This window comes from Erwinia sp. PPS120 (genome assembly GCF_047918655.1).
Lineage (GTDB): Bacteria > Pseudomonadota > Gammaproteobacteria > Enterobacterales > Enterobacteriaceae > Erwinia > Erwinia tasmaniensis_A.
The window spans coordinates 1-22,839 of sequence record NZ_JBLREF010000036.1; the positions used below are offsets into that span (position 1 = coordinate 1).

10 protein-coding genes, 1 tRNA gene and 4 pseudogenes are annotated in these 22,839 nt (G+C 57.8%); 6 read left to right on the top strand and 9 right to left on the bottom strand.

Annotated features, from left to right (window positions below):
* On the bottom strand, positions 1 to 510 hold a 510-nt coding region (locus ACLRGG_RS17235; protein ID WP_416250925.1), incomplete at its 3' end, for a CHC2 zinc finger domain-containing protein.
* Between the two features lie 112 nt (positions 511 to 622).
* Here ACLRGG_RS17235 and ACLRGG_RS17240 point away from each other — a divergent pair.
* Together ACLRGG_RS17240 and ACLRGG_RS17245 are read left to right on the top strand one after the other, a co-directional pair.
* A complete protein-coding gene (locus ACLRGG_RS17240) occupies positions 623 to 1,051 on the top strand; it encodes a helix-turn-helix domain-containing protein (protein WP_416250926.1) in 429 nt (142 codons plus the stop codon).
* Between the two features lie 81 nt (positions 1,052 to 1,132).
* A complete protein-coding gene (locus tag ACLRGG_RS17245) occupies positions 1,133 to 1,342 on the top strand; it encodes a SymE family type I addiction module toxin (RefSeq protein WP_416250927.1) in 210 nt (69 codons plus the stop codon).
* Between the two features lie 48 nt (positions 1,343 to 1,390).
* On the opposite strand, the gene ACLRGG_RS17250 is transcribed toward ACLRGG_RS17245, so the two are convergent.
* The 4 genes and pseudogenes from ACLRGG_RS17250 to ACLRGG_RS17260 all read right to left on the bottom strand — a co-directional run bounded on the left by ACLRGG_RS17250 (position 1,391) and on the right by ACLRGG_RS17260 (position 14,106).
* A complete protein-coding gene (locus ACLRGG_RS17250) occupies positions 1,391 to 1,738 on the bottom strand; it encodes an immunity 8 family protein (protein ID WP_416250928.1) in 348 nt (115 codons plus the stop codon).
* Positions 1,735 to 6,000, bottom strand: a pseudogene (locus tag ACLRGG_RS21470) (hemagglutinin repeat-containing protein); the annotation flags it as partial. The gene ACLRGG_RS17250 and the pseudogene ACLRGG_RS21470, both read right to left, overlap by 4 nt.
* 717 nt (positions 6,001 to 6,717) lie before the next feature.
* A pseudogene (locus tag ACLRGG_RS21475) lies at positions 6,718 to 12,351 on the bottom strand (two-partner secretion domain-containing protein); the annotation flags it as partial.
* Positions 12,352 to 12,399: 48 nt separating this feature from the next.
* Entirely contained in the window at positions 12,400 to 14,106 is a 1,707-nt protein-coding gene (locus tag ACLRGG_RS17260) for a ShlB/FhaC/HecB family hemolysin secretion/activation protein (RefSeq protein WP_416250930.1), read from the bottom strand.
* A 655-nt stretch (positions 14,107 to 14,761) separates the two neighbouring features.
* Here ACLRGG_RS17260 and ACLRGG_RS17265 point away from each other — a divergent pair.
* Positions 14,762 to 15,424, top strand: a complete 663-nt coding sequence (locus tag ACLRGG_RS17265; RefSeq protein WP_416250935.1) for an O-methyltransferase — start codon at positions 14,762 to 14,764, stop codon at positions 15,422 to 15,424.
* A 57-nt stretch (positions 15,425 to 15,481) separates the two neighbouring features.
* Here the strand turns inward: ACLRGG_RS17265 and nac are convergent, their stop codons facing one another.
* From nac to ACLRGG_RS17285, 4 genes are all read right to left on the bottom strand, one after another.
* Complete coding sequence (nac, locus tag ACLRGG_RS17270) at positions 15,482 to 16,399, bottom strand: nitrogen assimilation transcriptional regulator NAC (RefSeq protein ID WP_416250931.1); 918 nt, start codon at positions 16,397 to 16,399, stop codon at positions 15,482 to 15,484.
* A gap of 1,061 nt (positions 16,400 to 17,460) precedes the next feature.
* A complete protein-coding gene (locus tag ACLRGG_RS17275) occupies positions 17,461 to 18,489 on the bottom strand; it encodes an ABC transporter permease (RefSeq protein WP_416250932.1) in 1,029 nt (342 codons plus the stop codon).
* A gap of 11 nt (positions 18,490 to 18,500) precedes the next feature.
* Entirely contained in the window at positions 18,501 to 19,985 is a 1,485-nt protein-coding gene (locus ACLRGG_RS17280; protein ID WP_416250933.1) for a sugar ABC transporter ATP-binding protein, read from the bottom strand.
* Positions 19,986 to 20,007: 22 nt separating this feature from the next.
* Positions 20,008 to 20,931 carry a sugar ABC transporter substrate-binding protein gene (locus ACLRGG_RS17285; protein WP_416250934.1) on the bottom strand — a complete coding sequence of 308 codons (924 nt, stop codon included), beginning with the start codon at positions 20,929 to 20,931 and terminating at the stop codon, positions 20,008 to 20,010.
* A gap of 524 nt (positions 20,932 to 21,455) precedes the next feature.
* Between ACLRGG_RS17285 and ACLRGG_RS17290 the strand changes: the two genes are divergently transcribed.
* From ACLRGG_RS17290 to ACLRGG_RS17300, 3 genes and pseudogenes are all read left to right on the top strand, one after another.
* A tRNA-Asn gene (locus tag ACLRGG_RS17290) sits at positions 21,456 to 21,531 on the top strand.
* A 161-nt stretch (positions 21,532 to 21,692) separates the two neighbouring features.
* A pseudogene (locus ACLRGG_RS17295) lies at positions 21,693 to 22,419 on the top strand (tyrosine-type recombinase/integrase); the annotation flags it as partial.
* 80 nt (positions 22,420 to 22,499) lie between these two features.
* Positions 22,500 to 22,839, top strand: a pseudogene (locus tag ACLRGG_RS17300) (transposase); the annotation flags it as partial.

Genomic DNA, 22,839 nt, shown 5'->3' on the forward strand with positions numbered 1-22,839 from the left:
AGATGTGTATAAGAGACAGGGATGATTCAGGCCGCGTTTCTCCAGCCAGGCCAGTGCATCCGGGCTGTTCAGCAGGTTCTGGTGATAGAAGTTCACCACCTGGTTAAGCAGCGCCTGGCCGTCATCATCCAGGTCGGTGAGGGTCTGACGGGCAGGCGACGAAGAAGGGGCGGGAACGGCGGCGGCTGGAGAAGGGGATGGTGACGCGGGCCGTACATACGTGGTTCCGGCCAGCTCCCGCAGCCGTAACAGGCCCTGTGGGAAGGTCAGCCGTTCAGTATGCAGCAGCCAGTCCAGCACCGAACCGGCAGCATTGCAGCCGAAGCAGTGATACAGGTTTTTGGCCGGACTGATCACGCAGGACGGGGTTTTCTCGCGGTGGAACGGGCACAGCGTCACGAGGTCTTTACCCTGCTTAGACAGCTTGCGGCCCTGCGACTGCGCCACCTCAGCCAGTGACACATCGCGTTTCAGCTGCTCCAGCTCTTCCGGGGTCATTCTGCCTTTCATTCCGCTGCTCCTGCAAAAACCTGTCAATAGGGTTTCGGTAAAAATAACTCGACACCACAATACCACAGTGGGTAGTATAAACAACAGTAAGATGTAAAACAGGGGGTAGATTATGGTCATTCAGTCACGAACAACACCGGTAAAAAAGACAATGGCCGCTCCCGTTTCCACAGAAGAACAGATATTTATGGCCGCGCTGGGTAAGCGTATGACAGGTCTCCGTAAGGCTTCCGGCATGACACAGGCACAGATGGCGCAGGCGCTTGATGTTTCGCAACAGGCGGTGCAGTCCTGGGAAGCTGGCAGACGGCGGATACAGATATCCGCACTTCCTGCTGTGGCGAAGTTACTTTCGGTTTCCCTGGAAGGTTTACTGGGAGAAGAGGCGGAGAGCGCGCCACGCAAGCGCGGCCCGGCCTCACGGCTGGAACAGCAGATTGCGGTTATCAGTCATCTGCCGAAGGCCCGCCAGAAGATGGTATCGGAGATGCTGGACGCCGTGATTGCTCAGGCGGTACAGCAGGCAGGAACGGACGACTGAAGAAGGTTTTTTAGCGCGGGCTGAAGGTGGTGGAACACCGACAGCCCGCTGACCACAACCAACTATGCGAGGTAGTTAATTATGGCTGCGCAACATCATAAGGCAGAACAGGTTTCAACCAAAGCCCGGCGTTATACCGTCGGTTATATCCGCGATTCGAGGAAGTTTCAGCCATCGCCGTCGATCACGCTGAAGGGCCACTGGATGGCAGATTTTGGGTTCAGTACCGGACAGAAGATAGAGGTGATCCCGGAGGTGGGGCAGCTGATTATCCGGCTGGCGGACGAGTGATCGGTAGATAAAAAGATCCCGGCTCTGTTTGGCCGGGATCATGCACATTTAAGACTGGTAGTCTTCATATTCCCAGGCAAAGACGCGGGAGAGCTTTTGCGCTATTTCCATCCAGTCGCTGCCTTCGCATTGATCGATATAATCGGTGATGGTTTTGGTTATTTCATCCAGATCATATTTGCGTACCAGAAGCGTGTGGCGCATCAGTTCCGGCAACCAGTGGTGCTTGCAGAGCCATTCGGGGGTACAGACTCTTATATAAAAATAATTGCTTCCTGCTTCATTCGTAGGGCCTATTGTCAGAGTTAATGACATAACAAAATTATCAATTTCTTCTGGAAAATATACATCCAGATCGCACAAATCATTTCCCAATGTTTTTAATTCTGCTTTCATTTATTAATACTCATATGGCCATTACCAACGCGCACCCGCTCTCCGGTGGCTGGATTTATTTTGTATGTTTCAAAGTTGGCTTGCGTACCCGTTGGGTTTAAATTTATTGGAGCATTCGGTTTTGCATCAGGGTAACGATATACCCTTAAACCATCAGCACTAACCAACCCTTTTCCATCAGTTGTAGGTATTGCCCCATCACCAACCCAGATTTTACCTAATCGATCAGCTTCTGTTTTAGTGCCAGAACCAACGCCATAATTCAGTTTTCCATTATCACCTTTAACAACCGCATCCAGCCTCGGATCCTGCTTCGCTATATTGTTCAGATTCTGTTGTACCAGATCGTCTTTCAGCTTCGGATAGAGTGCTGCATTTTCAGCTCCGCTGGTTGCTTTTCCTGCACTCACAACCGCTGATTCAGCCTTACCCGCAACTTTCGCAACCACTTTCTCTGTCAGTAGCGCGCCGCCTTTGGCTATTCCGGCACCCCCGGCGACCAGACTGGCGATATCGGTAACCAGCTTACCGCCCTCAACACCGGCGTTAAACGACCCGCTGGCTCCGGCTTTCTGGTACTCCGACTCCATCCGGTCAATGCGATTAATATAGTCCTGCTTCACCGCCTCTGACACGTTACCCAGCACGTCACCGCTGTTAAACAGGGCTTTCAGCGCTTCATATGTTTCAACCGGGCTGCTGGCCGTTTTCACGATGCTGTCCACTGCATCATACAGTCCTGCCGGAACCCCGGCCACCATGCCTGCCGCAAAACTGCCATCCTGACCCAGGTCGATGGCCGTCCATTTCGCCTGCGTCTGTGCTTTACAGGCCACGGTCTGACAGGCGGCGATTTCCTTATCCTTCTGAGCCTTCTGTGTGGTGCTCAGATAATTATTCTCAACCGCATTCTTCCCTGCCTGCCCGCCAGCCACCGCGGCCGATGTGCTGTCTCCGGCTACGCCGCCAGCCAGTGCTGCGGCCAGCGTGCCCAGTGCGCTTATCTTCTGCTTCTCTTCTTCGGTTAGTTTATCATGTGGGACGCCCGGGTAAAGCTGCTGAGCAATATATTCTCCCGCCGCTGCACCTGCCGCGCCCGCCAGCGCTGAGTTACCCTGCGCCTGTGCCACCACCGCGCCCAGTACCGCGTGCGCGATCAGATTCGCCTCGACGTTTATTACGTCCTTGCCGTCAGGGCCCTTTGTCATCGTTTCTTTATGGATAACTTCTGCCAGATAAGGTGCTGCTGCGCCCGCTAGCGCCGCATTCAGGTTACCGCCCGCCAGGCCCTGCACCGCCGCCGTGGCGGCCTGAATACCCTGTTGCAGGCTGCTTCCCGTGCCGAATTGAGCCATTGCCGTTGTATAAGCCTGTTTGGCTGTTTCATCGGCGCTGGGATGCAGCTTACCCTCGCTGGCCAGCTTTTCTCTCGCAGACTGGAGGGCAGACGGATCTTTCTTCGCTTTCTCACCGGCTATCTCACCCTGCGTCCGCGCGATATCCCCGACCTGACTCCCTATCTCCCCTATCAGCTGTGCCTGCTGTAGCCGCTTCTGCTCTTTCTCTTTATCGAAGATTTGCTTCAGGCCCGGATTGGCATTCTCCGCATCACGGCTGAGGTTTGCCACGTCCTGCTGCTGGTTCTGCCGATCGCGGATCGCTACCGTGCCGTCCGAAACCGCAGCTTTTGTGGTGCTGGAATCGTGGCCGCTGTTGTTTGCGCCGGTCAGCAGCGCACTCGCCATATTTCCCGCCAGCATCCCGGCAACGCCGCCGCCGGTGCTAATACCCACGCTCTGGTGTTCGGCTTTAAAGTCCGCCCTGTTTTCGATATCGCTCCAGCCCAGCGTGCCGGTATCAAGTTTATTTTTATCTGCCGCAGCCGTCGACCCAATAACCGCCCCGTCCAGCTGCGTATGGTTGCCCACCGTCACGTCGAAGCCGCCCTGACCGGCAAACAGACCGGTCTGATCCGTCACACTGTCGTAGTTGCTGTGCAGTTTGTCACGGCTCAGGTTGACGTTGGCCGAGCCGTTCAGGCCCGCGCCCATTGAGCCCAGCCCGATGCCCACCTGCCCACCGGCGCTGACGCTCTGCTGTTTGCTGTCATAGCGGTCGCTGTCCTGCTCGCTCTGCAGCGTCAGGTTGCGCCCGACGTCCGCCGTCACTTTCTCGCCGCTGACCTGCGCCCCTTTCAGCGTGGTGTCGCGGCCGCTGTTGAGCGTAACGGCCTGCCCCGCATCCAGCGTGGTGTTGGTGTGGGTCAGGCCGTTGCCCTTCTCACTGCCCCGCCCCTGGTTGATGCTGACTGAGACGCTGACGCTGGCGCCGCCGGAGCCTATACCCAGCCCGACGCCCGCGCTGCTGCCGTGGCTTTCATTTTTCCCGTCGGTATGTTCGGTGTTCTGGGCTGACAGCAGGGTGATATCGCGCTTCGCATCCAGGCCCAGATTCTGCCCGGCTTTCAGCTGGCTGCCGGTGACCGCGATATCCCCCTGACTGCCCGCGGCCTGGCCGGTCGCGGTGATTTGCAGATTATTCCCGGCGTTCAGGGTGCTGCCCTGCGCCTGGGTGCTCTGCGTCAGGGTTTCGCTGCGCGAGGACTGACTGCCATAGGTAAGACTGATCCCCACGGTGTCATTATTTTTATTGTCGCCCGCGCCTTTTGCGGCATCCAGCGCCACGGCCTGTGCCGCCTGAACGCCACTCAGGGCCGCTTTGGTCGCCTGCAGGGCCTGCAGGCGGCTGTCGTCGGTATCCTGGGCCTGATGCGCGGTTTGCACCGCCGTGTTGACTGCCGAACCGGCCGCGCCGGAGAGCGCCAGTGTAAAGCCGCTCTGCTTCTGTTCGGTTTTAGTCAGCGCGGTGTGGCTGTTTTCCGCCGCAGTGATCGAGACATCGCTGCCGGTGATCGTCAGATCTTTCCCGGCGATAACATCGCTGCCGTGCAGCTGCACCTGGTTTTTGGCGGTCAGGGTCACGCTGCCGTCACTGCTGCCCACCGTGCTGCCTTTACTGAGCGAGCCGGTGGTATCGGTGGTCGTCTTCTGCTGCGCCTGGCCGTAAGTGAGGCCGATGCCGCCGGTGCCCATCAGGCCGGTTTTTCTCTCATCGACGAGATGCGTTTCATCATGCGCCTCAGCGGCGGTGGTGACGGTAAGATCGCGACCCGCCGAGAGGTTAACGTCCTGCGTACCCGCGACGTTACTGCCGCTAATGGCGATATCACGTCCGGCCTGTAGCTGCACGCTGTCGCCGCTCAGCGTGGTGCTGAGCGCCTGCTGGTCGTGCGCCTCATCGTGGGTTTCCACGCTGCTGCCCGACATAAACCCTTTGCTGCTCTGCTTACTGTGTTCAGTCAGATCGCTACTGCTGCTGCCAGTGCTAAGCGCAATATCGCGCCCGGCGCTGGCGATGAGCGCGCCACCCGCGGCCACGTCCGCCGCGCTGGCGCGGATATCCCGCCCGGCGCTAAGCTGCAGGTCGCCTGCGGTCGTTATACGGGTGCCGACGTCGGTCTGCTGAGAGAGGTGGCGATAGTTGTCGCGTCCCCAGCTATCATTTTCACTGTGCCGGGTGGCAACGGTGCCCAGGGTCAGATCGTTCCCCGCCTGTAGCTGCGTAATACCGTTTTTCCCGGCATTACCGATGTCGCTCCCGCTCAGCGTGATATTGTTCACCGCACTGAGCGTCAGCGCACCGTCCGGGTTCTGCACATAGATCCCGGCGGCACGATCCACCCAGCGATCGGTACCGTCGCTGCGCAGCGTCGCCTGGCTGGTGATATCGCGCCCGGCCAGCAGCGATACGCTATCACCACCGGTAATCTGGCCGCCGAGGTTGTTGATGTCGTGACGGGCGGTCAGCGCGACCTGGTTGCCGTTGATATAGCCGCTGTTGGTCAGCGTCTGCGCCGTCAGCTGCGTCACCTCGCGCCCCTGAATGGTGCCGCTGTTAGTAATGTCGTTCTGTGCGCTGAGCGCCACGTTATTGCCGCCCATCAGCGCGCCGTCACCGGTCAGATCGCCCTCTTTAACCTTCGCATAAACCTGCGGCACCAGCACCGTCTGCTGCGTGCCGTCCGGCAGCGTCAACGTCTGGTTAACCAGCCAGACAATGTCGCTGGTCAGCAGCGCCATCTGGGCAGGCGTCAACGCCACGCCCAGTTCCAGCTGATACTGCTGTCCAAAGGCCACGCCGTTATTCATCAGCGCACGGTACTGCTCTTCATCATTGTTGTAGCCGCTGATATAGCGATTACCGGTCATCTGAATAATCTGATCGCGCACCACGCGCTGTTCGTAGTAGCCATCGCCCAGCCGTTTAAGCGTCTGGCCGCTGGAAGACGGCAGGGCCGTCTGCATATAGTCGCTGCTTAACCACTGCTTCTGGTTGGTGAAGCGCGGATCGGTCTCTACCAGATAGCGGCTGTCGCTGGCGGGCTGCAGGGCGAACAGGCTGTTGTCGGGCAGTCGGGTGTCCGGCGAAACCGCGCGGATCACCGGCGTGATGTTCTGCCCGTTGACCACCGTGGCGGGAAGCGTCAGTGAGAACTGCTGCCCGGGCGGCAGAACCAGCGGATGATCCTTGATGCTGCCCAGATTTTCCAGGGTGATGGTGCCGCTGTAGCGCAGCGCGTCGCCGGAAAGCGCCGCGTCCGCTACGTCATGGGACGCCAGCGTCACCGCCTGGTTTGCCTGCTGCCCACCCGCCGCGCCGACCGCGCTGGCCTGGGTCGTGACCGTCTGCTGCTGTCGACTGCCGGTCTGATAGCCGCTCCCCTGCGGGGCCGCATTAGCCTGCCAGGCAAGGGTTTTCAGATCGATGGTCTCGGTGACCGCCGCCGGGCGATAGTTGCTGCTGCTTTTGCCCTGCGAGGTCTTGGTGCCTCCGAATTTCTTTTTCTTTTTCTTTGAATACCAGCGTACGACCTTGCCGTCATCGGTGGTAACCCGCACGCCTTTGGTCGCCTGGTTATCCAGTTCGCCGATCTGACCGCCCAGCGTCGCGCCCGCCACAATCTGGCTGTCCTGGTTTGCCAGCCGGTTGGCGGTAAAGGTCATGTTGCCGCCGGAGAGGATTTTGCCCGGATCGCTCTCTTTGATCTGGGTTTCGTTGACCACGCGCTTGTAGTTGTATTCGTAGAATTCGCTGCCGCTGGTGCCGTCCGGCATGGTGGCGCTATGCACGCCATATTTGTTTTTATGGCTGGTGTTGACCTTATCCCAGTCGTAGCGGGTGGTCTTACCCTTCAGAACCGCCTCATGGTGCTGGGCGTTTTCCGTCATCACCGTCTCGGTAGTAAGCTGGCGGTTGGTGTTGTTCACCTCCGCCATCGCGATGGTCGCATTGCCGCCGGCCTCGATGGTCGCCCCGTGGTTATTAAGCTGACGGCCCTGCCCTGTGGCCTGGTCGTTTTCGTCCAGCTGGCCGCCAAAGCGCATCTCCCCGGCGCTGTAGATCAGGGCGTGATCGCGGTTATTGACCGTGTCAGCGGCGATGTCGAGCTGGTCGCGAGCGGCAATCACCGCCGCTTTGCCATTCTCGCTCAGGTTATTCAGCACCGCCGCCGCAATGGCGATATGGTCGCCGTAGATGCGTCCGGTGCCGGTATTGTTAAGTACCCCGGCGACCAGATGCGTCAGCCCGCCGTCAATCAGGCCGGTATTGTTAAGGGTATCGCCCGCGGTAATATGGGTGCTCTGCGCGCTGATTTCGCCCGTGGCCTGATTATTGACGTTCTGCGCGGTCAGCCAGAGTGCCTGCTGCCCGGTGATAATGCCGTCGTTGGTGACAGTACCCGGCGTGGTCAGCCGCAGCGACCCGTTAGCTTTGACCTCCGCAAGGTTGTGGAAGTCCTTCGCCAGCATGATGCCAAGGTCACCCTGCGACAGCACCTGCCCGTCGCCGCTCAGCGAGGCGGCGTTGATTTGCCCCTCCCTGCCGCTGATCATTACGCCCTGGAGGTTGTTTATCGCCAGCGTCTGGCCCTGGGCGGCATCCTGTACCTGCAGGAGATCCGTCGATGAGATAAGCCCGCTGACGTTTTGCAGCGCCTGCCGCACGGTGAGCGCCAGCCTGCTGCTTGCCCGCAGCGCGCCGTGAGTATTGTCCAGCGTGTCGGCTTGCAGGGTCAGGTTTGTCGCCTCAATGCCTTTGCCATCCTGCCGGGTTTCCCGGTTGATCAGCTGCGGCGTGGTGATATCCAGCCCCTGGCCGCCGCGTATCAGCCCGCCGGTATTATCAAGCTGCCTGGCAAGGGTGATCCAGCCATTGCCGACGCTCTGTAGCTGACCGGACTGATTGTTTAGCTGGTCTGCGGTAAGCGTCAGGGTGCCCGCCGAAATCAGGCTGCCCCCCTGGTTGAGGAACGCATTTTGCCCGGTGTTCAGCATCAGGTCCTGGCCACCCTGAATATGTCCCTGCTGGTTGTCCAGCAGACCGCTGTTGATGCGTGTATTGACCGAACCGGCAATGGTGCCGCGCTGATTGGTCAGCGTCTGCCCGGCGGTGTCGATAATAATATCGCCTGCCGATTGCAGCCTGCCGTCGCTGTTATTGATCGCTTTGCCATTGAGCGTCAGGCCTGCGTTGCCTGCCACCTGCCCCCGGGCGTTGTTGAGTGCATCCGCCGTCAGCGTCGCCGCGCCCTGAGCAGCGATAAATCCGCTCTGGTTATTCAGCCCGGCGCTGCGCAGGGTGAGGTTTTTCATCGCGACAATACCGCGACGATCGCCGCTGTCGGTGTTGATCAGCGCGCCCCCCTGGGTATCCAGCGTCATATCCCCTGCCGCCTGGAGCAGGCCGCCCTGATTCTGCACCTCGCCTGCCGTAAGGCCGAGCTGTCCACTGCCGCTGGCCAGCGTGCCGCCGCGGTTGTCCAGCTTACCGCCAGTGATTTGCGTGTCGCCTCTGGCGGTCAGTACGCCGTCCTGATTATCTATGTCGCCGGTACGCAGCGTCAGCGCCCCGCCCCCCGTCACGCCCCCCGTCACGCCGCTCTCCCGGTTGATCAGGCTGTTGCCGTGGGTGTCGAGCTGCAGATCCTCAGCGGACTGGATCCGTCCGGCACGGTTGTTCAGCGCGCCGCTGTCCAGCTGCAATGTACCCCGTGCGCCGAGCAGCCCCTGCTGATGGTCAAAGGCCTGCTGATGCGTATCAATAGTCACGTTCTGCCCAATAATCGCGCCCTTGCCGCCGTCAATCTGCCCGGTGGAGAGCTGCAGGTCACCGCCGGCGATAATGCCTGCTGTGTCGCCGCTGTCGGTATTACTGAGCCGCGCGCCCTGGGTATCCAGCGACAGCGCACTGCCCGCCTGGAGCAGGCCGCGTTGATTATTTACCGCACCGGTCGCCAGGTTCAGCGCCTTATCCGATGACAGGACGCCGTCGGTGTTGGTCAACGTGCCGCCGCTGAGCTGCATATCGCCCGCAGCCGCCAGCAGGCCGCTGCTGTTATCCAGGTCGCCAGCGTTGAGAGTGAGTTCACCGCCGCTCACCACGCCACCTTTGGTGCCGCTCTGCTGGTTGTTCAGGGCGTTGCCATGGGTGTCCAGGTGCAGACTCTCGCCCGACTGAATGCGCCCGGCGCGATTATTCAGCGCGCCGCTGTCCAGCCGCAGCGTACCGCGCGCGCTCAGCAGGCCGTTTTGCTGATCGAAAGCCTGCTGATGGGTATCAATAGCAACGTTCTGCCCGAGGATTGCGCCCTGCCCGCCGGCGATTTCCCCGGTCGCCAGCTGAATATCGCCCCGCGAGACAATACCGCCGTTTTCACCGCTGTCGCTGTTACGCAGCGCGGCACCCTGGGTGTCGAGCGACAGCCTGTCACCCGCCTGGAGCAGGCCGCGCTGGTTATCCACCGCTCCGGTAAGGAGCGATAGCGCGCCACCAGCAACCATCGTGCCATCGCTGTTAGTGAGAGAGCCACCCCGGGTGTCGAGCGTCAGCGCCTCGCCTGACTGCAGCAGGCCGCGCTGGTTATCGACGTCATTGGTGGTGAGCGTCAGCCCGCGATCCGAAACCAGCGTGCCACCGGCGTTATTGAGTGCGCCGCTGTTGAGCTGGACGGCATCTGCGGCGGCAAGGATCCCGCTGTGGTTATCCATATCGCCTGCGTCGATCGTCAGCCTGCCGCCGCTGAGGATCCCAGCCTTGCCGCTCCCGGTGTTGCTGAGCAACTGACCGTGGGTATCTATCTGTAGATCTTTACCGGACTGAATGCGGCCCGCGCGGTTATCTACCGCGCCGCCAGAGAGGGTAAGGTCTTGCTGGGCCACCAGATTTCCGCTGGCGTTGGAGAAGGGGCCATCCTGGGTGTCGACGGCGATCTGCCTGCCCAGCAGAGTACCGGCGCTGTTATCCAGCCCCTGACTGTGGGCGGTGAGTTGGGCCGCGGCCTCAATCCGGCCCTGGCCGTTGTCAATGACCTGTCGGGTATCCAGACGGGCGTCACCGCCAGTGGCCGAGATAAGTCCCTGCTGGTTTTCCAGTCGGGCGGCGGAGAGACGCAGGTTTTGTCCCGCCAGCAGCGATCCCTGGCTGTTGTTCAGGGCATTATCACTGTTCAGCAGCAGGTCGCCTGCGCCCGCCGCCAGCAGCGTACCGCGCTGGTTATCCAGGCTGCCGGCGGTCAGTCGCAGATTGCCGCCGCTTTCCATACGGCCATCCTGGTTGTTCACCCCGCCGGAGACGGAGAGCGCCATTTCGCCCGTCCCCCGCTGCGAAAGCAGCCCCTGCTGGTGATTGAGGCTGTCCGCCGTCAGGCTCAGCGCCTGCGCCTGGGTACGCCCCCCGGAGAGATCGAGCTGCTTACCGGTCAGGCTCAGCCCGCCGGCCGACATCAGGGTTCCCTGGCTGCCGTTAAGCTGGTCTGCATTGAGCGTCAGCGCGCCGTCTCCAGCCAGCTGGACGGTACCCTGCTGGTTATCCAGCCGCTGGGTATTCAGGCTGAGGTCGTGGCCGTTTCCGGCAATCAGCCCGCTGCTGTTTTCGATGCTGTCAGCCTGCAGGTAGGTGTCGCCCTGGTTGACAATCGTTCCCTGATTATTGCTCAGCGTACCGGTAGTAAGGGTTAGCGCCTCGCCATTTTGCTGGCGCAGCAGGCCGCCGTTGTTACTGATGCTTTTCGCCGCGATATTCAGGCGACCCGCCGAGATCTGTCCGCCCTCGTTAGTAAGCTGTGTGGCCGCCTGCGCGCTAAGCGCCGTGCCGGTGACCGTTGCGCCTGCAGTAGTGATATCGCCCTGCGTGGAGGTCAGCGCGACCCGCTCCGCCGAGGTCTGGCTTCCGGCCAGATCGACCCGGCTTCCGCTGGCTGCGATACGATCGCGCGCCAGATTTTTGCCCTGCGCTTTAAGCTCGCCCTGGCTGGTCAGCACCAGCTCGCCGGGCTGGGTCAGCGTGCCGCTGTCGTCCACGCCCGCCGCCAGCGTTCCGGCGGCGGAGCTGTCGATGCGGTTGCCGGTCAGGGTGGCGTTACCCCCGGCGCTGACGACGCCGCTGTTGCTCAGGGTGCCGCCGGCGGAGAGCGTCAGGTTCTGCTTAGAGAGCAGTTTTCCGCTGTTATTCTGATCGCCCTGGCTGGCAATTTGCAGGGCATCCTGGCTCTGGATCGTGCCGCTGTTTTCCAGCTGGCCATCCACGGTCAGGCGCAGTTCGCCCGCCCCCGCGCCCAGCTCACCCGCATTGCGCACGCCCACGCCTTTTTCGGTGCCGGTCAGAGTGATTTTATTGGCGTACATCCCGCCCAGGGCCGCCACGTCCAGCGCAAAAGCGGGACGCGTGGCGTCATCACCGGGATTGACGGCAGTGACGCTGCCGTCGGTAGCGACTTTGTTGCGCCCGGTAACCACCTTCAGCTCGCTGGCATGCAGCCTGGCGTTAACCGTTACCGACCGGGCGATAATCTGGGTGTAATCGGCATCGCTGCCGTTCAGGCCTTTGCCTTCGATATTGATCCGGCCACCGGTGACATCAAACCCCTTCAGCTGGCCGTTTTCCATAATGGCCTGGCCGGTCGTGAGAGTATTGCGGCTGGCGTTAATAAAGCCGCAGCCGTTGCAGGTGATGCCGGAGGGGTTGGCGATAATCACCTCCGCGCGGTTGCCGGCCACCTCGATAAAGCCGTTCAGCTGGCTGGGATTGCGGCTGTTAACCTCGTTGAGAATAACGCTGGCTTCATGCTTAGCAAGCCAGGGGTTAGCCGCCACCATCCCCCCCAGCTGGGTCTGGGTATTTTGATGGCTGTTGTTGAGGATCGCCCCCCGCGCATCCACATCAAGCTGGCTGTACTGGTTGCGTGAGACGCCGTTAGCATCGGGCGTCTGGATATTGATCTGCGGCAGTCCGTTGGCCGTTGACATTACCGTTGGCTGACGACTGCCGGGTGCGGAGCCGTCCGCGACAATGTCCGCCTGCGCAGGCAGGCTGACCATGCCAGCCGCCAGCCACAGCGCATAGCAAACCGGGCTGATTCGCACCCGCACCTCTGACCGCGCAGCGCGCTGGCGGCGACGGGCAACGCGGCTGTAGCCGCTGCGGGCAATATCGGGCACCACCATTAGCATGCCGCGAACTTTATTAAAAATAATGCGATAGCAAAGTTTGTTCATAATGCGCTCGGTCCATCGTTAGCAAAACAGGTCGGGATGCGGGGTTGGTCAGTAATTCCAGTTCAGGCTAAAGCCAAAGGTAACCGGATCGGTTTTGAACCCATCGGGCTTAGAGAGGGGGATCCCGGCAAAGAGGTCGTAGCTGACGCTGGCAGGCACGATGCTGCCGCGCAGGCCGGTCACGGCCCCCGCGAGGTGGTTTCCACGCAGGCCGCCCTGCGTGGTGCTGTTGCCTCCCACTTCGCCATAGTCAGCCCCCAGGTAGAGCTCCTGCGCGGGGATCGGCGTGCGCCAGGCCAGCGTGTTTTGCACCGTCCAGCCCCGGCTGGCGCTGAGGGTGCGTTCGCCGTCAAAACCGCGCACCGTCCAGCGGTTGCCAATAGCAAACTCATCCTGCGGCGTCAGCGGGGTGTTACTCATCTGGCGGCGATACTGGGTGCTGAAGCTGAAATTCTGTTTACCGAGGGCAAAGGGAGCGGTCAGTGCCGCATTCCAGCTGAGGATTTTCGACAGCGATGTTGCATAGGTGGCGTCCTGATAAGACTCTTCCCACGCCGGAAGTGCGCCAAACCAGCGCGTGCCCCGCTGATAGCTCACGCCCGCATCCAGGGTGGCCGGACCGATATAGTGCCGGTGCGCCAGCCCCAGCCGCCAGGCGCTGGTGCGGCGCTGCTGGCTGGTTATCTCCGTATCGTTCACAAAGTTGCGCGACTCTTTCACCAGCACATCATAAGTGGCGGTAGTTTTAGAGGTGGCATTGCGGTGCAGCACCCGGCTGGCCTGAACGTCCAGCGAGCGGCTTTTCCCGGCATAGAGGAAATCCCGGCTGTATCCGGCCACCGTCTGGTGATAATCGTAGTCGTTGGCGGTAAGCCCCAGCTGCCAGTAGCCAATCGGCACCGAGTAGTGCCCGGCAACGCTTTTGCTGCTTTTGCGGCCCGCAAATCCCAGGTCGCGGCTGGCGGTGAGATAGAACAGGTCGCTTAACGAAGTGGGGTTATCCAGCGCCAGCATCACCCCGCTCTGATAGCGGCCGGTGCTTTCGGTACCGGAATCATCCAGCCACGCGCCGACGCGCCAGAAACGCGGCTGGGTACGCTCAATGACAATGTCGCTTTCGCCCGGTTTATCGCCCGGACGTAGCGCCATCCGCGCCTGAACGCCGGGCAGGCGCTGCATATTCTCCAGCCCCTGTTCGATATCACGCAGATCCAGCAGTGCGCCCGCATGTGCTGGCATGGTCGGGTAGAGGCTGACCCGGGAGGAGGAGTCAGGCGTGAGCATCACCCTGCGCACCCTGCCAGGCACGATCAGCAGCTTCAGTTCGCCCTGACGCAGATCCTGCTGGGGGGCGAGCACCCGCGTGGTGACCCAGCCGTGGTTAATCAGCCGGTTTTGCAGCGTACTCATCAGCAGGTTAATGCCCTGAACGCCCAGACAGTGGCCAACCGCCTGGTTTGCCAGCCGTGGTAAGGGAACCCAGTGCGGCAGCGCGTCCCGCCCTTCAAGGGTGACCTGATGAATAACGAAGCAGGGCTTTTCGTCGGGAAAGGCCAGATGCGAGGGAGCAGGTACCGGTTCAGACAAGCGCACGTCTGGCGCCTGCGGCATCAGGGCCTCATTACGCGCTTTTTGCTGTTCCTGCTGATGCTGAATCTGTTCGTCGCCCGGCGCGGCGCTGACGGCGCTGGAGATCGCTGCAATCAGGATGGCGACACCCCGTGCAGACAGGCGGCTGATTTTGTTTCCCTGCATGACACTTCCCGGCTGTGAAAAAATGTAAACAAATGTGTATCACGTGCTTTTATGCGCACATTATGCACCGGGACAGGAAAACTTCAAGAAGAAAAATGAAGAAAAACTGACAATTCCTTTACATTTGCGAGCAAGGAGAAAAATTTAATCCTAAAAAAAACCTTATTATTACTGGCCTGAATGGGATCTCTCCTGGCGAGTTAACGAGGCGAACAGGGAGTTAAAAACCTCGTCCCCCGTTACGCATCTGACTTAGCGCTGCCAATAACTTCTTTTTATTCCACTGGATAGATCATATTCTCTCCTGGACCTAAGAGATTTATGCAGCGTACGCTCGTCAGGCGTGTTTATTTTATTCAGGTCCAGAGGTGACTGCTTTTATATTCCCGCTTAAATTTCCATTAAGTCAGAAGGAAGCTTTATGTAATTGCGTAGTCGGACAATAGAACAGCGTCAAGCTCGAAACATCAAATAGGGTAATCAACCCGGGCCTTGCGGTTTTTTACACTTCCCTCCGACCTGTTTATCCGGCAGGGCTAAAAAGGGTTTCGTGGCGGGAAAATATGCTTTTGTGCAGCGTCTCGCGGTCACCTTAATCGGCGACTGGTATGCTCCGGCAGACTTTTCTTCACCTGCCCGCAAAGAGGACGTAGCGATGAGCCAGATTAGCTGGACCGATGTAGATAACTTTTTTGTAGATACTCTGGTTGAACAGGATGAGGCGCTGCTGGCCGCGCTGGAAAACAATAAAGCGGCGGGGTTACCCGCCATTGATGTGCCGCCAAACCTGGGGAAGATGCTGCATATTTTTGCCCGGATGATCGGCGCCAGGCGGATTCTGGAAATTGGTACGCTAGGTGGCTACAGCACCCTGTGGCTGGCGCGCGCCCTGCCCGCCGACGGCCTGGTGGTGACGCTCGAGTACGAGCCGCGCCATGCAGAGATCGCCAGACAAAATATCCTCCGGGCCGGGCTGGCGGATCGGGTGGAGATTCGCATCGGTGCCGCGCTGGATAGTCTGCCTGCACTTGCCGCGATCGCGCCTTTCGATCTGATTTTTATTGATGCCGATAAAAAGAACAATCCGCACTATCTTGAGTGGGCGATAAAGCTGTCGCGTAAGGGGACGGTGATTATCGGTGACAACGTGGTGCGCAGCGGCAGAATTGCCGACCCGGCCGCAAACGATGAACATTTGCAGGGGCTACGTCACTTTTTACAGCTGCAGGCGCAGGACGACCGTCTGACGGCCACGGCGGTGCAGACGGTCGGCGCTAAGGGGTGGGACGGATTTTCCCTTGCGCTGGTTGAGAAGTAGTCCTCGTGCGGACGTATCACTGACGTCAGGCGCCGAGCCGCGCGTCTGAACGGGAAATTAGCTCACCAGCATCAGTTCGCGTTCTTCAATCATCGGTTTATTAAGCAGCGATAGCAGAATATTTTTCACCGCCTGGGCCGATGGCGAGAGAGGACGACGGGCAGAGACGTTCAGCGACAGCGCCAGATTGAGGGTTGGGCTGGTGATGCGCGACATCCACGCATTGGTTGAGCTGACCAGCGCGCGTGCGGCGGACTCCGGCAGTACGGTGCCCCCCATTCCACTGGAGACGGCAGAGCTAAGCGTGGCAATGGATTCGATTTCGCCGATTATCCGTGCGCTAAGGCGGCGCAGGGTGAAGGCTTCATCTACGCGCTTACGAATAGCGCTGTAGTCTCGCGGCAGGAACAGATTCATCATGGCCACATCGGCAAGATCGATATTTTGACCCGGACAGGCTGTCGCCCCCACCAGATAGAGTTCTTCTTTCATCAGCGGCATGCTGGTTATCCCGGCCGTTGGCGCACGGTCGTAGAGTACCGCCATGTCAAGCTGGCCATTCATCACTTTTTCGTTTAGTGAAGCCCCGCTGTTTTCATGCAGATAGACCAGCACCTCGGGGAATTGCTCGCGCACGCTTTGTAGCAGAGGCATGGTCAGCGATGAGGCTGCCGTTCCCGGTGCCAGGCCAATCGAGACCTGCCCGGTGAGCATCTGCCCGGCATTGATCACCGCCGCCTGAGCCTGTTCGCACTGGCGCAGGATGGTGCAGGCGTGGGAGTAAAGGATTTTCCCGGCTTCCGTGGGCGTCACGCCGCGCTTGGTGCGGATGAGCAGCTGCTGGTCCAGTTCGCCCTCCAGCGTGGCGACCTGCTGACTGAGCGCGGGCTGCGCAATGTGCAGGACTTCAGCCGCCTGGGTCAGGCTGCCGATATCGACGATTTTTACGAAGTATTTGAGTCGTCTTAAGTTCATGTTGCCTCCGTCACGGATCCCCGAATGCCAGAGTCACTGGCGAGAAATATAAGTTTTCACTCTGGTGCAAGGGGGTGTTGCAAGCGTCATGCCAGAATGTTCTTAGTCTTTGTCCCCTGTGAAGGGCGTCAGCTAAGGGGCGGTTAAATAAGAGAATCTGATTACCCCTTTAGGGTTAATCAATTTTATTCATAGAGTGCCAGTAGCAGCGGTGCGTACAGACGCACTGCAATGGTGCGGGAAATGCTGTTTCAGTGTGCATGTAACCGTTTCCAATGTGGCTTGCGTCACGGAATGGGGGCATTGTGGCCGTTATCGGTTGGCTGCCCTTTATTTTCTGGTGGGTTGTATGGGCTGCGATATCTGCTGTGGGGGTGAATAATCCCTGCGGGCGCCGGGCCGCTTTGAGTAAAACCATTTATCTGTCCGCGGACTGCTGAGCTGCTCCGGTAAAACCGTTATCTGTCAGCAGGTTTCCGAGCCTGTTTCCGTTAAGATTTGTTCTCGCGCAGGATTCAGCTCACTTTTCGATTTAATTTTTGGTGCCGCTATTCAGGTCATTTATCTGCACCACGAAAAAAACAGTCACAATAAACTGTGCACTCTCAGTCTTCTGATTTTCTTCATATCCTAACTATTTTAGTCATTGCTTATTTCCTGTACACATTCATATCTGGCGAAGAGTTTCCGGGGATCTCCTACACCGCCCTTACCCGCAGCCAGCACAATGCAGTAAGCCGACGGGTGGTGACCGGTGACAGACAATCCGCAGCGCTGAGTGGAGAGAGGAAGACCCGGATGGGCCAGCAGGGAGGCTGGCACAAGGACATGCCGGGACAGGGATGTCACGTCATGCCCGGTCCGGAAAGTCGACGAGCGGAGCGAAGGAACCGTGCGAAGCGCGGCGTGAGGACCGCCAGACACCGGGCACCACCCGTTGGCGACGGCACCAGACCTTTTAGCTAGCCGGGTGCCGTCCGTTGGTGACATCACTAGCCCCTGCCGCACCGCGCACCAACCCCTGGCGACATCACCAGCCTTTACCGCACCAGGCATCCCCCTCAGCGCTTCTTACGATTACGGTACATATCAATCGAAACGGCACTCACAATAATGATCCCTTTGATAATGTCCTGCACATAGGCATCGACGCCAACAAAGGTAAAGCCGCTCTTAATCAGCCCCAATATCACCGCACCTATCAGCGTCCCGGTAATGCGCCCCACCCCGCCCATCAGACTGCTGCCGCCGATCACCGCGGCGGCAATGGCATCCAGCTCGTAGGAAACCCCCATGCTCGACTGACCGCTACTCACGCGGGCCGCCAATACTACCCCCGCCAGCCCGGACAGCCCACCCGCGAAGGTATAAACGATCACCAGATACTTATTAACGTTAATCCCCGACACCTTTGCCGAAATCATATTGCCGCCAATCGCATACACATATTTTCCGTAGCGCGTGTACTTCAGCGCAATATGGAAAACAAACGCCACCACCAGAAAAATAATCACCGGCATGCCGCCCTGCCCGATCGAAGTAAAACCATCGGACAGAAAGCTGATTGGATTCCCCTGGGTGTAATACTGCGCCAGACCGCGCGCGGACACCATCATCCCCAGGGTGGCGATAAAGGGGGGAATGCCGGTTTTGGTGATCAAAAAACCGTTCACCGCCCCGCAAAGCAGCCCGACCGCCACCCCCGCAACGATGGGCACCACGGCAGGTAAATTCACCAGCGAAGGATACACCGGCGACAGGCTGTCGGAGGTTTGTGCCAGACTGGCCGCCACCACCGCCGTCAGCGCAATCACCGAACCGGAAGAGAGATCAATCCCGGTAGTGATGATCACCTGCGTGACCCCCACAGCAATAATCCCGATAATCGCTACCTGTAAAATTATCAGCACCAGGCGGTTTGGATTCAGAAGGAACGACTGATCGCGCACGTACCAGCCGAATCCCTCAAAGATCAGCGCAATCCCCACCATCACGATAAAGATGCCCGTATCCTTCGGCAGCCGGGAGGTGTACTTAGCGAGCAGCGCGGGCAGAGTAAGCCGGGGAGTTGTCATTTTTACGTCACTCATAATTTGAACCCTTATTCGGATGCCAGCGACAGAATGGTTTCCTGATCGGCGTCTTCTTTACTGAGGATGCCGGTGATCCGGCCGGCGTGCATCACCATCACCCGGTCACTCATACCCAGAATTTCAGGTAGCTCCGAGGACACCATCACAATCGCCACGCCGCGATTGGCCAGTTCGCTGATCAGCCGGTAAATTTCCGCCTTGGCCCCCACGTCAATGCCGCGCGTAGGCTCGTCAAGGATCAGTACCTTTGGCTGGGCCAGCAGCCAGCGCGCAATCAGCACCTTCTGCTGGTTGCCTCCGCTGAGGTTATTGATGATCTGATCCATCGTCGGCGTTTTGATATTCAGACGCCGAATCTGCTCCATACAGTCCTTCGCCATCTGCATATGGCTGACAAAGCCTCCCCGACTGCTGTACTCCGGCATATTAACGATGCTCATGTTCTCCATGACCGACAGCACCAAAAACAGCCCGGATTTTTTGCGATCTTCAGTCAGAAACGCCAGGCCTTTGTCAATCGCGGTTGAGGGGGAGTCAATGGTGACGGGTACGCCATCAATCAGAATTTCGCCGCCGTCAATGTGCGTCATGCCGAACAGACTCTCCATCACCTCGCTGCGCCCTGCCCCCACCAGCCCGGCAACGCCGAGGATCTCACCGCGTCGGACGCTAAAGCTTACCTCCTGAAACACGCCTTTACGTTGCAGATTGCGCACCGTCAGCACATCCTGACCGATGTCGTTATTGAATTTTGGAAAGAGCTGGGTAAGTTCTCTTCCTACCATCTGCGTAATCAGCGACTGGCGGCTGTAGCTGGCGGTCGTATCGCTGCCCACCCAGGCGCCATCGCGAAAGACGCTGACCTCATCGGTAATAGAAAAAATCTCATCCATTTTATGGCTGATATAGATGATGGCCTTACCCTGTGCCCGAAGGTTGCGAATGATGGTGAACAGGTGCGACACCTCCGTTTCGGTTAAGGCCGAAGTAGGTTCGTCCATAATCACCACGTCGGCATTCCATGAAACGGCCCTGGCAATCTCCACCATCTGCTGTGAGGCAATACTCAAATCACCCACCATCTTTTCCGGCGTCAGGCGGATATTCAGCTTGCTCAACAGATCGCGGGTCAGCTTATTGAGCTGGCGATGATTGACGAAGCCATACTTCATCGGTTCACGGCCCAGCCAGATGTTTTCTGCCACCGTCATATGCGGCACCAGGTTTAGCTCCTGATGGATCATCGAAATACCCGAACGCAGCGCGTCGAGCGTATCGTTGAACTGCACCGGCTCCCCTTTGACGCGGATAACCCCGTTATCGGGACGATATATCCCGATCAGGCATTTCATTAAGGTGGATTTCCCCGCGCCATTTTCGCCCATCAGTGCATGGACGCTGCCCGGTTTAACGCGCAGAGAGACATTATCTAACGCCCTCACGCCGGGGAAAAACTTGCTGATGCCTTCGGCCTCAAGCGCATATGCGGACATTTTTCGCCTCCGGACAGCAGGGTTATTTCTGATTGAGGCTGATAAATTTGGCCATATTGTCTTTGGTGATCAGCTGGTAGGGAATGTCGACCACCTTCTGCACCTGCTCGCCGTTTGCGAGGCTGATAGCCGTTTTTACCGCGCCCTCGCCCTGACCTTTGGCATCCTGGAAGACGGTCGCCACCATTTTTCCATTTTTGATCATCTGTAGCGCATCGGGAGTGCCGTCAACGCCGGCGATAAGGATATGGTTAGCGTTTTTACCGAGCGCCTGAAGCGCGCCAATCGCCATTTCATCGTTGTTAGAGGCGATAGCCTGGATATCGTCTCCGGCGGTTAGCCAGTTGCTGACCACATCCACCGCATCGTTGCGCATAAATTTCGCCGTCTGCGCCTGCACCACCTTCAGGCCGGGATACTTCGCTATCACGGCTTTAACGCCTTTGGTGCGTTCACGGGTGGATTCATTCGCCAGGTCACCCATCAGAATGGCGACGTTGCCTTTGAAATTCATATCCTTAGCCAGTGCCTCCATTTGCAGACGGCCTGCAAGCTCGGAGTCAGAGCCGACATAGGCCATCTTTCCGGTTAGCGCTGCGGAGGGACGGCGGTTAACGAAAATCAGCGGAACGCCCGCTTTGCTGGCCTGGTCCATAATCGGCTTAACGGCATTGGTGTCGACCGGATTAACGATGATGGCGTCTACACCCTGGCCGATAAAGTTCTGCACCTGCTGGAGCTGCTGGGAAACATCGCCTTTGGCATCTTCGATTTGCGTCTTAACGTTATCCTTCTGCAACTCTTTCTGCATCTCGGTGCGCACGATGGTCAGGAAGTTGTCATCAAATAACGCCATCGAGACCCCAATCTGCAGGTCTTTGGCAAAGCCCGCGACCGGTAACATACACACTAACAGCGACGCTAAAATCGTTTTTTTCACGTTCATAACTCAGCCCTTTTATCGTTAGTATGCGCAGGCGGGTCGGACGTCGAATGAAAAATATCTTTTACATTCACACAACTTCACCAACGGCATTAGTTAATTCCACAGCCAAAACTATCTGGAAAAACAGCACGTTTTCTTTAAACCATTCACACCTCATCTTCTGTTGAATTAGAAGGTTAAACCAAATCTGTGGATACCTGACGAGTGAACCCGCGGTATTAATAGCAAGATAAGTTTATTTATTTCACAAATTGAATATTTGAAATTTTCGCCATCAAAACACTGGAACGCGCGTTTTAAAATAATCAAACGACAAAATTTTGACATACCTCTAACATCGGCGCGGTAATTAATTTAAATTGAGATCTGGCGCAAGAGATTGCCCGCTATCCTGAAGGCAGGAAGGGGCTAACGGATGAGAAAGAGAGCAGATCGTTGATTTTGCCAGCAAACGCACCACAAAGATGAAATCGGGCTTTGACATTCCCCTGGGCCATCGTTAATATGCGCCCCGTTGAAACAATTCCTCTGTAGTTCAGTCGGTAGAACGGCGGACTGTTAATCCGTATGTCACTGGTTCGAGTCCAGTCAGAGGAGCCAATTTCCTGTTTTCATGCCTCCTTACGAATCTTTATCTTATATTGATTCAAGAGGTTAGCGTGAAAATTCTTCCCGGTGTATTTTGATTTAATCCTCCGCATCGGGAAAAATTGGTGGTCAAATCTGGGGTCAGGTTAGTTCGATAATGGAGTGACCCCCATATGTCCCTTACCGATGCGAAAATCCGCACTCTCAAACCTTCTGATAAAGCCTTTAAAGTCTCCGATTCTCACGGTCTGTATCTTCTTGTCAAACCGGGCGGCTCACGTCACTGGTATCTCAAGTACCGTATTAACGGTAAAGAATCTCGCCTCGGTTTAGGTGCTTATCCTGATGTCTCTCTGGCCGACGCCCGGCAACAGCGTGACGACATCCGTAAGCTACCTGCACAGAAGATAAACCCGGCACAACAGCGTCTCACTGAAAAGGCAGCCCGGTCACCGGAAAAAGCCTTCAAAGCCGTAGCTCTTAACTGGCATAAAAGCAATAAAACCTGGTCGGAAGATCACGCCAATCGCGTGCCTGGCCGCATGAACAACCACATTTTCCCGATAATTGGTCGTCTGCCGGTAACAGAACTGAAAGTTCAGCACTTCATCAATCTGCTGAAAGGCATTGAGAATAAAGGTTTGCTGGAAATAGCTTCTCGTCCCCGACAATACATAAGCAGCATTATGCGGCACGCCTTACATCAGGGGTTGATTGAACACAACCCGACTGCTGACCTGAAAGGCGTCACCGTTCCGCCCATCAAACGTCACTATCCTGCCCTGCCCCTAACTGCTGAAACGCATTGACGACTACAGGCAGGGACGGGAGTTCACTCAGTTGGCAATCATGCTATCTCTTCATGTGTTTATCCGTTCCAGTGAACTGCGTTTCGCCCGTTTGTAAGTATCCCGCTAAAACGGCCCATTCACATTTAGAGATCTTCCGGCATACTTACTCTGCTAATGAAGGAGATCGCTATGCGTAAAGCACGATTCACCAAACACCACATTATTGCTGTCCTGAAGTCTGTCGAAGCTGGACGTACCGTGAAAGAGGTCTGTCGTGAGGCCGGGATTTCCGAAGCCTCCTGTTACAACTGGAAAGCGAAGTACGGGGGGATGGAAGCATCTGATAGTAAAAAGATCAAAGTTCTGGAAGATGAAAATCGTCGTCTCAAACAGATGTTTGCCGATCTGAGTCTTGAATGCCGGGCGCTGAAAGACGTCATCGAAAAAAAGCTTTAAAACCAGCGATAAAGTGTGAGCTCGCCAGCTATCTGACGACGCAGTATACGATGAGCATACGCCAGGCATGCAG